Raw genomic sequence first — 13,420 nt, forward strand, 5'->3', positions numbered from 1 at the left:
GTACCGTATTTCATGGACACAATTCGTCAGATATTAACCAATACCAAAACTATTGCGATGGTAGGAGCAAGCCCGAAATCACACCGTGCCAGCAATCAGGTGATGCATTTTCTGCTGGCCAAAGGTTATAACGTGATTCCGGTAAACCCTCTCAAAGCGGGTGAACAGATTTGCGGTCGGGAGGTGGTTTCCTCGCTGGCGGATATTAAAGAACCGATCGATATGGTGGATATCTTCCGCAACTCGGCTGAAGCGGGCGATGTGGTCGACGAAGCGATTGCCGTGAAAGCCAAAGCGGTCTGGATGCAACTGGGCGTGATCAATGAGCCTGCGGCAGAGAAAGCTGAGGCGGCCGGTTTGCAGGTGGTTATGAACCGTTGTCCTGCGATTGAGATTCCCCGTCTCTGAGCCGACAGGCAGGTTTTGGGGTTAGCTGTAGTATTATTTTCTGATATTTTTTCGACTTCCTCTCTTTTTTCCGTCAATGCTCCTGAATTCAGGGGCATCTGACTGGTGTCTCCGTGGTGATTTACTACAATATCCGGTTTACATAAAGGGTGAATACTGATGTCAATTGAACGCCAGGAGATCGGCCAGCGGATGAGCCGTATCGTGATCCATAACGATACGGTGTATCTGTGTGGTCAGGTGGCTAAAGATGCCACTGCCGGAATTAAAGAACAAACCGCCACCATGCTGGAAAAGGTTGATGCACTGCTGCAACAGGCTGGCAGTGATCGTGAGCATATCCTTTCAGCGACCCTGTATATTCGTGATATGAAAGACTTTGCGGATATGAATGAGGTGTGGGATAACTGGGTACCGGAGGGTCATGCGCCTGCCCGTGCCTGTGTTGAGGCGCGCATGGCGCGACCAGAACTGCTGGTGGAAGTCTCCGTTATCGCAGCGCTTAAATAGTAATTAAGCCGGCGCATGCTGATTAGCTCAGCATCATCTGTCTGATTTTAAGGTCATCGGCCAGTCTTCTGGCGTAGCCGATGATCTCTTCACTACAACAGCCTTGTGGAATTTCATCCGGCAGCTCGGCTCCACTGTTTATCAACATCTGAACCAGTGCTTGATAATCAGATTGCAGCGCCATCAAAAGCGGTGTTTTACCCTCAGCGTCGCTCCTATTCAGATTCGCTCCGTACTCATTCAGTCGACTCAGGTGCAGCATCAGTGTGTCATCTGAACAATATCTGAAACAGGCAAACAGAGCCGACTCGGGGTCGTTTCCCGGATAGTCTACAGGCAGACCCGCCTGAAGCAGCGCTGTCATCAATGCCAGGCTCTGTTGCGGGTGTTGCAGTGCCTGATAGAGCAGTGGGTCACTGCGAGTCGATTGGCGAGTGCAGCCGGCCTGTAGCAGGTGAGCCAGTGACTTTGGCTGTCCCGAGCGGATCGCCAGTTCTGGCAGGTTACAGACGCTGTTGTCATAGTTGAATCTGTGTTCAGTCAACAGCGTCTGATCCAGTTTAGTAAACTGCTTTTTCAGCAGAGTGAGGTCACCCGAGATGACGGCTTGTTGGAGTTTGTTGAGGCTGCGCCGGGTAAAGAAGCTCATGCGCAGGCTGCTGCCTCTGTTTTCCAGAAAATCTGCCGCAGGGGTTTCACGGCAAGCAGAAACAGGATGATCGCGGCGATCCACTTAATCGCTATATAAGCCTGAGAGTCGTGATGCCCCATGGCAACGCCAACGGTGAGTGACTGACTGGTCAGGATCGCATCGGTTGCCAGTCCTAAGGCAACTGCGCAAACACTGATGCCGCACAGATAGATAACCACAGCCCTGGCACCCAGTTCCCGCGTAAGAATGCCCAGTGATGCAATATTAGTGGCAGGGCCGACCAGCAGAAATACCAGAATCGCACCGGGCGACATACCCGCAGCCAGCAGTGCTGCTGCCAGCGGTGTGGAGGCGGTGGCGCAGATATAGAGTGGCAGGCCAACAACCAGCATCAGCAGCATCCCCGTCAGTCCGCTGCCCCACTGACTCAGGCTGGCAGGCTCGACCAGTGTCGCGATGACCGCCGCCAGCACCAGGCCAAAGGCAAGCCATTTAGAGATATCATCGAGAATATCGACCATTGCAAACTGCAGTCCGGCCAGAATCCCTGCTTGCTCCGGCTCTGTGGTTTGTTCGCCGCAACAGCCTGTTCTTCCAGCAGTTTCGGGCTTGTCAGTTGTTTCCGGTGGGATGCTACAGCAGCGGGTTTCGGTTTTTGCTGGTTTGCTGCAGCAACTTTTACTCACTGTTTTTTCTTCGTCACAGACACTGCTGATGGTTGTTTCTTTGGTGCTACAGCAGCTGGAGACGCTCTCTTGCGCAGGACTACAACAGCCAGACACGGCTTTTTCTTTGCTGCTGCAGCAACTGCTCGCGGGTTTTGTGTCGGTTGTCTGTTGCGGCGCGCTATCATCAGGATCAAACATAAGGATCATAATGCCGCTGACAATAGCACTGAAGATGGCTGATACCGGTCGGATAATCGCCATGGTCGGGCCAAGAAGGGCGTAGGTTACCGAAATTGAGTCAACCCCTGTTTCCGGTGTGGCAACCAGAAAGGAGACCGTGGCGGGCTTGGATGCGCCGGAGCGACGCAGTCCTATGGCGGTGGGTAGTACGCCGCAGGAGCAGAGCGGCAGTGGCGCGCCAATAAAGGCTGCCCGGATGACGCCGCCAGGCCCTTTGCCGCTAAGCCATTTTCTGACCAGTGCGGATGGGATCCAGCCTTTGAGTATCGCAGCCAGAACCAGGCCAAAGAGCAGCCAGATCGCCGTATCCAGAAAAAGGTTCAGTAGATTTTCGAAAAATTCCAGCAGCATTGATAGTACCCCTATACCCGATACTGTTTATATTATCAGAATCAGATCAGGTTCCATAAACGTAATAGATAGATGCCGCTACTCAGGGTGATCACCGATCCCAGCGTGGTGGTCAGAATGATATTGGCGGCCAGTTGGGCATTGCCGCCCATCGCTTTGGCCATGATAAAGCTGGCAGCGGCGGTTGGGCAGCCGAACAGGACAAACAGGATTCCCAGTTCCTGGCTTTTAAAGCCGTATAGCCAGGCGCCTGTGGTCAGCACCAGCGGCATGATGACCAGTTTAATCAGGGTGGACCAACTGGATTGGCCAGAGGTATCTCTGAGGCTTCTCAGGTTCAGCGAACCGCCGATCGCTAATAACGCCAGTGGCAGAGTGAGGTTGGCAAAATAGGTACCGATCTTATCCCCGGCGGCGGGAAGTCCCCAGCCATAATAGGAGAATGGCAGGGCCAGCAGAACCGAGATGATCAGTGGGTTGCGGGCGATCTCTTTGATCGGGCGGGTGAGACTGGGGCCACTGACCTTTTGCATCGGCAGTGACAGGGCCAGCACTGACAGTACATTGTACAGAGGGATAACGCAGACCAGTAGAAGGGAGGCCAGTGCCAGGCCGCTGGAGCCAAACATGTTGAAGCTGATGGCCAGGCCGATAATGCCATAGTTGCCGCGGAAGGAGCCCTGAATAAAGACACCCAGATCTTCGGGCTCTTTGATGAAGTATTGGCTAACCAGCCAGATGGCGGGGACGATGATCAGGGTGCTGATAACGAAATAGCCCATCAGTTGTGGGTTGAAGACAGCCTGAAAATCCATCCGGGATATGCTCATAAACACCAGAACCGGCAGGGTGATGGTAAATACAAGTTTTGACGAGGTATCGATAAAGCCCTGATCAATAATCCTCAGACGCATCAGCAGATAGCCCAGCGAGACAATAAAAAAGATCGGCGCCACAATGTTGCTGGTGAATAGCAGGGTATCAATATAAAGACTCAACGTGATGATTCCGTTTCACTGATAGAGAGATGTCGGTGTTAAGGCAGTATATCACCTATGCTGCAGCTGCTCTCCAGGGAGGCGGGGTTATTGATGAAGTTTTGGATAATCCAGAGCTTCGAGGCTGCCGCAGGATTCTGAGAGTTCTTCCCAGCAGGTGATGCTCAGAGCGATCTGCATCACCCCGCTGGTGGGGAAATGGGGGATATTTTCATGGGTGAGGTAGTGCCCGGTCATCTCCAGTGTCGGGTTATGTCCCACTACCATCAGATGGCGGTAGTGATCTGACTGACCCTGTAACAGGTTGATCAGGGTCTCTACCCGGGCATGATACAGTTCAGGAACTTCAATGATCTTGCTGACCGGATACTCCAGCGCTATAGCTATCTGCTCGGCCGTGGTGATCGCTCTGCGGGCGCCGCTGCTGAGGATCAGGTCTGGTTGAATCCCCATGGTCAGCAAACGGGATGCCATCAGGGGCAGATCCCGTTTGCCGCGTTTATTCAGCGGGCGGTTAAAGTCGGACAGTTCGGGGTTTTCCCAGCTTGATTTAGCGTGCCGTACCAGCGTCAGCATTTTCATAATCTGTCCTTAAACTGCGGGAATGATAGCCTCAGTATTAACTAAGCTGGATAGAAAAGCTAACCGCTAACTGGCAATACAACTGTCCAGCTCCCCGGTTTGCTCCTCTGAGCCGGTGACCAGTTGCGACCAGAGCTTGCGCATATGACCGGCTGGGTGGCTGCCACTATGTTGCAGGTTCATCGGCCCTTCATTAAACAAACGAGGGTCCATCAGCACCAGGTTATCATCGATAACGGGTTGGAACTCCATCTGGTCGAGAATATCGTTTTGCAGATCGACCCCCGGGGCAATTTCGGTGAGCCGGAGTCCTTCGGCGGTGAGCTTAAAAACCGCCCGCTCGGTGATAAAGGTGACGGAGTGGCGCTGCTTTACCGCATACTCACCATTGAAAGTGATCTGTTGAACCTGCCGCAGAAATTTTTTCACCGGTCCGTTTTTAATTACCTGTAGCTGACCGTCATTGATCTCAATCTGCTGAGGTCCTGAGGTGAAGGTGCCGAGAAAGTAAAGATCACGGGTGTTCTGGGTGATGTTAATAAAGCCACCGGCGCCCGCCAGTTTGTTACCAAAACGACTGACATTGACATGTCCTTCAGGACAGGTCTCCGCCAGCCCCAGAAAAGCCTGATCCAGTCCGCCGCCATCGTAGAAGTCAAACTGTGCCGGCTGATCGATCACCGCCGCGGCATTGCTGACGGCGCCAAAGCTGAGGCCGCTGGCCGGTTGTCCGCCGATACCGCCAGGCTCCACTGTCAGAGTGAAATCATTGAGCATCTTCTCTTCTGCAGCTACGGCTGAAACCATTTCCGGCATGCCGATACCGAGGTTTACCACCGCGTGTTTCTGCAGGGCTATCAACGCTCGTCTGCCGATGATTTTTCGCGCGGATAGTGGCTCTGTTTCCTGACTGGCCGGGGCAACAACATCGCCACAATAAGCTGGATTAAAGGGTTCGGCAAATGTCTGGGGATGGTCAGCCGGGTCTGCAACGACATAATGATCGACCAGTATGCCGGGTATTTTAACCCGGTCGGGTGTCAGATGGTGCTGGTGGGTGGTGCGTTCCACCTGAACAATCACTTTTCCGCCGCTGTTATGGGTCGCCTGGGCAATTGCCAGAGCTTCCAGTGGCAGGGCTTCCCGTTCCATGGAAATATTGCCATCTGCATCGGCTGTCGTACCGCGCAACAGGGCGATATCGATAGGGAAAGCTTTGTAGAACAGGTACTCCTCGCCATGGAGGCTGATCAGTTCAACCTGATCGGTGCGGCTGCGACTGTTGATCTTACCGCCCCCCAGGCGGGGGTCAACAAAGGTGTGCAGGCCTACTTTGGTGAGCGTTCCGGGTTTGCCTGCGGCAATATCCCGGAACAGATGGCAGATCACTCCCTGAGGCAGATTGTAGGCTTCGATGCGGTTATCTGTCGCCAGTTTACCGAGGCCCGGCGCTAATCCCCAGTGACCGCCGATAACTTTACTGACCATCGCCTCGTGAGCAAAGTGATTCAGGCCCCGGTGTTGTGCATCTCCCTGGCCCGCAGCGTAAACCAGTGTCAGTTTCTGTGGTTGCTGGCAAGCGATGAAGCGTTGCTCTGCTGCTTTGGCGATCGCTTCAGCGAAGCCGATACCGATAAAGCCTCCGGTTGCGATGGTTGCGTTGTCTGGGATAAGTTGAGCGGCTTGTTCTGCACTGATCTGCTTAGACATAAATCGATCCTGACATTGTTGTTTTTTTAATATAGACCGATATAAAGCAAACGGTGGGCCATAGGTTTAAAATCCTTTTTAATCAACCGTTTATAGTAATTAATATCAAAGATTGATAATGAGTTTGTCTATATTTTTAAACAAAGTGTAAAGATCTGTCTATTTTAGTTTTATGGCTTTACAGTTTTAGACGCTTTATCCGGTTGTAAAGTGTCGCACGGGAGATGCCCAGCAGTTTAGCAGCCTGGGTCTTATTATGCCGGCACTGCAGCAGAGCCTGTTGCAGAGAGCTCGCTTCTGTCTGGCTACGAATCTGAGACAGGCTGTTAGCTGAAAACGCCGGGGTGGTCTGGACGATATCATCGGCACCCAGGTCATCCGGGTAGATAGCATTCTGTTCCGCCATAACGCAGGCGCGTTCCAGCCGGTTGTGCAGCTCTCTGACATTGCCGGGCCAGTGATACTGCTGCAGCCAGGTGATCGCCTCGCTGCTGAGTTCCAGGGCAGGCAGACCGGAGTCACGGGCGATTTTCTGCAACAGATGGCTGCACAGTGCCGGGATATCGGATCTTCTTTCCCGCAGCGCCGGGAGTCGTAGCGGCAGAACATTTAACCGATAGTAGAGATCCTCCCTGAAGCGTCCCTGATCAACCAGCTGTTTGAGGTTGCGTGAGGTCGCGGCGATAATTCTGACATCGATCTTCTCTAAGCGGTTGGAGCCCAGCGCTTCCACTTCCCGTTCCTGGAGCACCCGTAACAGCTTTGCCTGAATGGCAGCTGAGATGTCGGCGATCTCATCGAGAAACAGGGTGCCACCCGCAGCCAGCTGTATTTTGCCTTGCCGCCCGCTTTTTGTCGCGCCCGTAAAGGCGCCGGCTACGGCACCAAACAGTTCAGACTCCACCAGTGTTTCAGGCAGTGCCGCCATATTGATCCCGACAAAGGGGCCGTCCCTGCGCGGCGATGCGTTGTGAATTCCCTGAGCCAGCAGTTCTTTGCCGGTACCGGTCTCTCCCAGCAGCAGAATGGTGGTATCCAGTTGCGCCGCCCGCAGAGCCTGGCGTCTGACTTTGAGAAGAGGGACTGAATCCCCCACCAGATCATCCAGTTCATATTTGCTGGTACGCAACAGGTTTTCCGATACCAACTGCTTTTTCAGGCGTGCGAATTTATCAAACAGCGGTTGCAGATTGTTCAGATTGTCATAGAAGATAAAGCCGATAGCACCAAACACTGAACCATCGGGATTTTTCAGTGGCAAACGGGTGACTGCGCACCAGCGATTATTAATCTGCATCAGATCCAGAAAGCTTGGCTGACCTGTTTTAACCACCCGGGGAAGCTGGGTGGTAGGCAGAATCTCTTCAACCGGTTGTCCGGTAAGAGGTGCATCCGTGGGGAGGTTAAGAAACTCCCGGTATTGTTCGCTTAGCCAGACAACCCGGCATTGCTGATCGATGGCGATAGCGCCCTGGCAGAGGCTGGAGAGCAGGGTAAGCAGGTTTTCATCGCTGCTGTTAATGAGGGTTTCAAGCTGGCTCATCGGTATCGGCACTTATACTTAGATGTACGCAGGTCACTTAGATGTACGCAGGTATGCGCGCAGGGGTATGTACACACCAGTGTGCCAGATTTTACTGCTGAATGGCAGAGCCGCTGTAAGACTCCTGTTTGAGCGCCAGGCCTGGCGCTCAAAATAAAAAATCAGGCGACGCGCTGATTTTCGGTATACGGCATCAGTTGCCAGCTGTGAGGCACGCTTACCAGCCCAATCTGCGCTGAGCAGTCTTTGCAGATATAGAGGGTGTTGTTGTGTATGTGCTTAACTTCAACCAAGCCGCTGTGGAGACTGATGCTTTGATGTTCCAGTAGTGACTTGCACTGTGGGCATAGACATCTCATGTGTGTTACCTCAAAACTGTATTCTGGACCCTTACTTCAAAATCCTTAACAGTACTTACTGTGTTTCTGTTGCTTCTGTGTGACAAAAAACAGTCTCAGAAGAGCGTTTTTGTGTCGTTTATATGCGACTTATACTAGCACAATAATGATGGATTAAAAATGTTGACGTAAATCACTGTAGTGTAAGCAAAAATTGCTGTTTTGGTTGATTTTAGTCAGTTTATTAGGGTGGTTCTGAACATTTCTCCGACTAAAGAACGAAAAAAAACCAGCCAACAGGCTGGTTTTGTATCTTTTTGGAGACGCTTTTAGCCCCCGAGATAGGCCTTTTGAACCGATTCATCGGTGAGCAGGTTAGCCCCGGTGTCGGTTTTAACGATTCTGCCATTTTCCAGAACGTAGGCCCGGTCGGCGATTCGTAAAGCCTGGTTGGCATTCTGCTCCACCAGAAAGATGGTGACCCCCTCATCCCGCAGACGTTCGATAATATCGAAAATCTGTTTGATGATGATCGGTGCCAGCCCCAGTGAGGGTTCATCCAGTAGCAGTAGGCGGGGTCTGCTCATCAGTGCCCGGCCAATTGCGAGCATCTGTTGTTCGCCACCCGACATGGTGCCTGCCCGTTGTTTAAACCGTTCTTCGAGACGCGGGAACAGCTTAAGAACATATTGCACCGTTTCTTCTGCCTGCTCTTTGGTGCGAAAGTAGGCCCCCATTGAGAGATTCTCTTCTACCGTCATCGAGCTGAACACCCGGCGTCCTTCGGGGACGATTGCCAGCCCTTTGCGCATGATCTCAGGGGTGTTGCAGTGTTCCAGCTCTTCCCCTTCAAAAACAATCTTGCCGGATGAGGCTTTGGGGTCGCCGCAGATGGTCATCATCAGGGTTGTTTTGCCCGCGCCGTTGGCACCGATGAGCGTAATTATCTCCCCCTGACGGATCTCAATACTGACATCATGAAGTGCCTGAATCTGCCCGTAATGTGTGTTTACATTTTCGATCTGCAGCATCTTATTCCTCTCCGAGATAAGCTTTGATGACATCGGGGTTGCCTTTGATCTGCTCGGCGGTTCCGTTGGCCAGAGGGGTGCCCTGGGCAATCACATAGATGTGATCGGAGATGCCCATAACCAGGCTCATATCGTGCTCAATCAGCAGAATCGAGATCTCATGTTCATCACGCAGCTTAATGATCAGCTCGTCCAGCTCTTTGGTCTCATTAGGGTTCAGACCAGCGGCGGGCTCGTCCAGCATCAGCAGTTCGGGCTGGGTTACCATGCAACGGGCAATCTCAAGGCGGCGTTGCTGCCCGTAGGCGAGGTTGCCCGCTTCCCGGTTGGCATACTCCAGTAGCCCTACCTCTTCCAGCCAGTGCGCGGCATGCTCCATCGCGTCTTTTTCCAGGCGACGATAGTTCGGCGTTTTCAGCAAACCGGAGAACAGGTTGGTATTCAGATGCCGGTGCTGTGCAACCAGCATATTCTCAATCACGGTCATCTTCTGAAACAGGCGGACATGCTGAAAAGTGCGTACCAGTCCCTTGCGTGAAATCTGATAATCTTTCAGGCCGGCAATCTGTTCATTTTTGAGCATGACACTGCCTTCCGTGGGAATATAAAAACCGGACAGGCAATTAAAAACGGTCGTTTTTCCGGCACCGTTCGGGCCGATAACTGAAACGATCTGGCGGTTTTTTACCTTCAGGTTTACCCCGTTTACCGCTACCAGGCCGCCGAAGCGCATGGTCAGACCGTTTACATCCAGCAGTAACTGACTCATTGTTGTTTCAACTCCAGATTCGGTCGTTTCATCGGTACCAGTCCCTGAGGGCGCCAGCGCATCATCACCACCATCAGCAGGCCGAACAGCAGCATCCGGTATTCAGAGAACTCCCGCGCCAGCTCCGGCAGAATAGTCATAATAATGGCGGCGAAGATGATGCCCAACTGCGAGCCCATACCGCCCAGTACCACAATCGCCAGAATGATGGCAGACTCGATAAAGATGAATGATTCCGGGCTGATAAAGCCCTGCCGGGCAGCAAAAAAGCAACCTGCAAATCCGGCTGTTGATGCCCCCAGAGTGAACGCTGACAGCTTGATGGCGGTGCGGTTCAGTCCCAGGGAACGGCAGGCGATCTCATCTTCCCGCAGCGCTTCCCAGGCGCGCCCAATAGGCATCCGCATCAGACGGTTGATCAGATAGATGACACAGATCACCAGCAAGACTGCGATCAGATAGAGAAAGATCACTTTGTAGGAACTGGAGTAATCCATATCAAAGTATTCATGGAAGGTCATCGCGCCTTCCTCTTTAGCTCTGCGGTTGAACTCCAGACCAAACAGGGTCGGTTTGGCTATGCCTGAGATACCGTTGGGACCGCCGGTCAGGGAGGTCCAGTTGTTCAGCAGAATGCGGATTATCTCACCGAAACCGAGGGTGACAATGGCCAGGTAATCGCCTCTGAGGCGGAGCACCGGAAAGCCCAGCAGGAAGCCAAAGGTAGCTGCCAGCCCCGCTGATATTGGCAGGCAGGCCCAGAACGACATACCGAAATACTGGGATAGCAGCGCATAGGTGTAGGCGCCCACCGCGTAGAAAGCGACAAAGCCCAGATCCAGCAGGCCGGCAAGCCCTACCACGATATTCAGCCCCAGCCCCAGCATAATGTAGATCAGCGTCAGGGTAGCCAGGTCAACCGACCCCCGTGAAACCATAAATGGCCAGATCATCATTACGACAATGATCGCTGCGATCAGCCAGGGCTTCAGGGTGGCAAACTTTTGCTGTTGCGGCAGCAATGCCTGGATATCAGGTTTGGGAATGGCACGGAAGAGGGCATCAACCTGGGTGCTGAACAGCTGCGACAGGAATACCACCGCGATACCGCCAAAAATCCATGCCCACTGTTCGGCGGTGGCGCCTTTGACGGCCAGTACGGTACTGTCGGTATCCAGTTTAACGCCGATCATCAGACAGGCGAGGATGAAGGCGATACCGGCGGCAAAAACTGCATTATAAAGCTTACTGGAATTCATACTTTTTCTACCTCCGGCTTGCCCAGAAGTCCGCTTGGACGGAATAGCAGGATAAGCACCAGCAGACCGAATGAGACAACGTCTTTATATTCTGAGGGGAAGAATGCGGAGGTCATCGCTTCGGTAACGCCGAGGATCAGGCCACCGAGCACTGCGCCGGGAATTGAACCGATCCCTCCGAGTACCGCTGCCGTAAATGCTTTCAGACCCGCGATAAAACCAACAAACGGGTTGACCACGCCATAGTAGAGCCCCAGCAAGAGGCCTGCGATGGCAGCCAGGGCGGCGCCGACAATAAAGGTGAGAGCGATAATCTTGTTGGTATCGATCCCCAGCAGGTTGGTCATCCCCAGATCCTCTGAACAGGCGCGACAGGCGCGACCCATGCGGGAGCGGGAGATAAACAGCGTCAGCAGAGTCATGCTGATAAAGGTGATGATGAAGATCAGTACCTGCATATAGGAGAGGGAAACCTCAAAGACACTGGGATCACCAAAGTTCCAGCCACCGGTAATCTGCGGAGGCAGGGCAACATCCCGGGAACCCTGGGACAGGACGACAAAGTTTTGCAGGAAAATTGACATGCCGATCGCGGAGATCAGTGGAATCAGCCGGTTTGAGCCCCGCAGGGGGCGATAGGCGACCCGCTCAATCGTCCAGCCATAGGTGCTGGCGATAAACATGGCGACCACGAGGGCGATTATCAGGATGATTGGCAGGCTTACCATACCCATGCCCAGCAGACCTGCGATAACAATAAACGTTACGTAGGAGCCGATCATGTAGATCTCGCCGTGGGCGAAGTTGATCATGCCGATGATGCCATAAACCATGGTATAGCCGATGGCGATCAGGGCGTAGGTAGAGCCGATGGTTAGCCCGTTAATGAGCTGTTGCAACAGATAAAGCGAGAATTCTGACATTTGCAGGGACCATATAAAACGAATCCCCGATGCCGGATCGCGGCATCAGGGAGTCGGGATTGACGAACTGCAACAGGGTGCGTTGCAGTTCGCTAATCTATTGATATTACAGTAATTTACTCAGCAGGAGTCTTGGAGCCATCCTTGTGTAAGCGGTATACCAGGAAAGTTGACTCAGTCAGGTCGCCTTTCTCGTCATACTTTACTTTACCGATGGCTGTATCGAAGTCGTGGCTGCGGATATAGTCAGCCAGCGCTTCAGAATCAGTTGATTTAGTCGCTTCCATAGCATCGGTCATCACTTCAACCGCAGCATAAGCTGTGAAAACAAACGGACCGGTTGGGTCTTCACCTTTGGCCTTGATGGCCGCAACGCGTGCTTCGTTGACCGGGTTCTGGTCAAAGCTCTTCGGTGCTGTGGCCAGCACGCCTTCAGCTGCGTCGCCAGCGATCTTGGCCAGGTCGGAGTTAACGACACCTTCGGGGCCCATAAACTGTGCATCGAAGCCTTTTTCAGCAGACTGACGCAGGATCAGGCCCAGCTCAGGGTGGTAGCCACCGTAGTAGACAAAATCAACGTTCTCTTTTTTCAGCTTGGCAATCAGGGCAGAAAAGTCTTTGTCGCCGGGGGTGACACCTTCAAACATAACCGCTTTGACGCCGTTTTCAGCTAACTGATCGCGAACCGCTGTTGCCAGTCCTTCACCGTATTGCTGCTTATCATGGATAACGGCAACACGGGCCGGCTTGGCTGTATTGAGGATGTACTGAGCGGCCATACTGCCCTGAAGACTATCCAGGCCGATGGTGCGGAAAACCATTTTGTAGCCCTTCTCGGTGATCGAAGGGGAGGTGGATGCGGCGGTAATCATCAATACACCCTCCTCTTCGTAGATATCTGCGGCAGGTTCGGTGGAGGAGGAGCACAGATGGCCAACCACCTGAGTGATACCATCATTGACAATTTTGTTCGCAACGGCGACGGCTTGTTTTGGGTCGCAGGCATCGTCATAGATAACGCCTTCCAGCATCATACCGTTCACACCGCCTGCTTTGTTGATATCTTCAATCGCTGCCATAACACCGATTTTTTGCATATCACCATACTGGGCGACAGGGCCTGTTGCCGGGCCGGCCAGAGCGATTTTCAGGGTGTCAGCCTGTGCCGCGGCGGTTAAGCCCATTATGCATACGGCGGTGCTTAGACCGAGCAATGTTTTGCGGAATTGATTCATCGAGCTAATCTCCATTTATTGTTCTTTGCAGAGGTTTTTGAGTGCACAATCTGAGAATAGCCGGTTGTTGATTAAATTCGGATCTGTTCACAGATGTTACGCTCAGATGTTATTACCTCTGTCGCAGTGGCTAACTCTACCTCTGGCCGTCTACTAATTGCAATCTAAGCAGAAGACTTTTATACATTTATGTTGATCTGGAA

General features: G+C 52.8%; 13 protein-coding genes. 2 read left to right on the forward strand and 11 right to left on the reverse strand.

Annotated elements, in window-relative coordinates; genetic code table 11:
• Window positions 1-12: 12 nt before the first annotated feature.
• Entirely contained in the window at window positions 13-408 is a 396-nt protein-coding gene (locus JW499_RS05710) for a CoA-binding protein (RefSeq protein WP_175483562.1), read from the forward strand.
• Between the two features lie 159 nt (window positions 409-567).
• Window positions 568-918: a RidA family protein gene (locus tag JW499_RS05715; protein WP_205209699.1), complete on the forward strand. Its 351-nt coding sequence runs from the start codon at window positions 568-570 to the stop codon at window positions 916-918.
• Window positions 919-940: 22 nt separating this feature from the next.
• Here the strand turns inward: JW499_RS05715 and JW499_RS05720 are convergent, their stop codons facing one another.
• The 11 genes from JW499_RS05720 to JW499_RS05770 all read right to left on the reverse strand — a co-directional run bounded on the left by JW499_RS05720 (window position 941) and on the right by JW499_RS05770 (window position 13,232).
• Window positions 941-1,567 carry a hypothetical protein gene (locus tag JW499_RS05720; RefSeq protein ID WP_205209700.1) on the reverse strand — a complete coding sequence of 209 codons (627 nt, stop codon included), beginning with the start codon at window positions 1,565-1,567 and terminating at the stop codon, window positions 941-943.
• Complete coding sequence (locus JW499_RS05725; RefSeq protein WP_205209701.1) at window positions 1,564-2,829, reverse strand: SO_0444 family Cu/Zn efflux transporter; 1,266 nt, start codon at window positions 2,827-2,829, stop codon at window positions 1,564-1,566. Before JW499_RS05725 ends, JW499_RS05720 begins: the two co-directional genes overlap by 4 nt.
• Before the next feature lie 41 nt (window positions 2,830-2,870).
• On the reverse strand, window positions 2,871-3,827 hold the full coding sequence (locus tag JW499_RS05730; RefSeq protein ID WP_205209702.1) for an AEC family transporter: 957 nt from the start codon (window positions 3,825-3,827) through the stop codon (window positions 2,871-2,873).
• Window positions 3,828-3,914: 87 nt separating this feature from the next.
• Window positions 3,915-4,409, reverse strand: coding sequence for a SixA phosphatase family protein (locus tag JW499_RS05735; RefSeq protein ID WP_205209703.1), 495 nt, complete (start codon window positions 4,407-4,409; stop codon window positions 3,915-3,917).
• A 66-nt stretch (window positions 4,410-4,475) separates the two neighbouring features.
• Window positions 4,476-6,119: an acyl CoA:acetate/3-ketoacid CoA transferase gene (locus JW499_RS05740; RefSeq protein ID WP_205209704.1), complete on the reverse strand. Its 1,644-nt coding sequence runs from the start codon at window positions 6,117-6,119 to the stop codon at window positions 4,476-4,478.
• A 178-nt stretch (window positions 6,120-6,297) separates the two neighbouring features.
• Complete coding sequence (locus tag JW499_RS05745; RefSeq protein ID WP_205209705.1) at window positions 6,298-7,662, reverse strand: sigma-54 interaction domain-containing protein; 1,365 nt, start codon at window positions 7,660-7,662, stop codon at window positions 6,298-6,300.
• Between the two features lie 667 nt (window positions 7,663-8,329).
• On the reverse strand, window positions 8,330-9,031 hold the full coding sequence (locus JW499_RS05750) for an ABC transporter ATP-binding protein (protein WP_091360135.1): 702 nt from the start codon (window positions 9,029-9,031) through the stop codon (window positions 8,330-8,332).
• 1 nt (window position 9,032) lies between these two features.
• Window positions 9,033-9,800, reverse strand: coding sequence for a high-affinity branched-chain amino acid ABC transporter ATP-binding protein LivG (gene livG / locus JW499_RS05755; RefSeq protein WP_205209706.1), 768 nt, complete (start codon window positions 9,798-9,800; stop codon window positions 9,033-9,035).
• On the reverse strand, window positions 9,797-11,059 hold the full coding sequence (locus JW499_RS05760; RefSeq protein WP_205209707.1) for a high-affinity branched-chain amino acid ABC transporter permease LivM: 1,263 nt from the start codon (window positions 11,057-11,059) through the stop codon (window positions 9,797-9,799). The genes livG and JW499_RS05760 overlap by 4 nt, the downstream gene beginning before the upstream one ends.
• A complete protein-coding gene (livH, locus tag JW499_RS05765) occupies window positions 11,056-11,982 on the reverse strand; it encodes a high-affinity branched-chain amino acid ABC transporter permease LivH (RefSeq protein ID WP_091360129.1) in 927 nt (308 codons plus the stop codon). Before livH ends, JW499_RS05760 begins: the two co-directional genes overlap by 4 nt.
• A gap of 116 nt (window positions 11,983-12,098) precedes the next feature.
• The gene (locus JW499_RS05770) at window positions 12,099-13,232 is read right to left on the reverse strand and encodes a branched-chain amino acid ABC transporter substrate-binding protein (protein ID WP_269814537.1); all 1,134 of its coding nucleotides are present in this window, start codon (window positions 13,230-13,232) and stop codon (window positions 12,099-12,101) included.
• Window positions 13,233-13,420 lie beyond the last annotated feature (188 nt).

Origin of the sequence: Amphritea pacifica (assembly GCF_016924145.1) — a bacterium.
In the GTDB taxonomy this organism is placed as follows: Bacteria; Pseudomonadota; Gammaproteobacteria; order Pseudomonadales; family Balneatricaceae; genus Amphritea; species Amphritea pacifica.

What these genes read in the sequence shown, in the direction of transcription:
- JW499_RS05770 (WP_269814537.1), bottom strand. Translation starts at nt 13,232, where the DNA reads ATGGAGATTAGCTCGATGAATCAATTCCGCAAAACATTGCTCGGTCTA.
- JW499_RS05710 (WP_175483562.1), top strand. Translation starts at nt 13, where the DNA reads ATGGACACAATTCGTCAGATATTAACCAATACCAAAACTATTGCGATG.
- JW499_RS05750 (WP_091360135.1), bottom strand. Translation starts at nt 9,031, where the DNA reads ATGCTGCAGATCGAAAATGTAAACACACATTACGGGCAGATTCAGGCA.
- JW499_RS05740 (WP_205209704.1), bottom strand. Translation starts at nt 6,119, where the DNA reads ATGTCTAAGCAGATCAGTGCAGAACAAGCCGCTCAACTTATCCCAGAC.
- livH (WP_091360129.1), bottom strand. Translation starts at nt 11,982, where the DNA reads ATGTCAGAATTCTCGCTTTATCTGTTGCAACAGCTCATTAACGGGCTA.
- JW499_RS05745 (WP_205209705.1), bottom strand. Translation starts at nt 7,662, where the DNA reads ATGAGCCAGCTTGAAACCCTCATTAACAGCAGCGATGAAAACCTGCTT.
- JW499_RS05715 (WP_205209699.1), top strand. Translation starts at nt 568, where the DNA reads ATGTCAATTGAACGCCAGGAGATCGGCCAGCGGATGAGCCGTATCGTG.
- JW499_RS05725 (WP_205209701.1), bottom strand. Translation starts at nt 2,829, where the DNA reads ATGCTGCTGGAATTTTTCGAAAATCTACTGAACCTTTTTCTGGATACG.
- JW499_RS05735 (WP_205209703.1), bottom strand. Translation starts at nt 4,409, where the DNA reads ATGAAAATGCTGACGCTGGTACGGCACGCTAAATCAAGCTGGGAAAAC.
- livG (WP_205209706.1), bottom strand. Translation starts at nt 9,800, where the DNA reads ATGAGTCAGTTACTGCTGGATGTAAACGGTCTGACCATGCGCTTCGGC.
- JW499_RS05760 (WP_205209707.1), bottom strand. Translation starts at nt 11,059, where the DNA reads ATGAATTCCAGTAAGCTTTATAATGCAGTTTTTGCCGCCGGTATCGCC.
- JW499_RS05720 (WP_205209700.1), bottom strand. Translation starts at nt 1,567, where the DNA reads ATGAGCTTCTTTACCCGGCGCAGCCTCAACAAACTCCAACAAGCCGTC.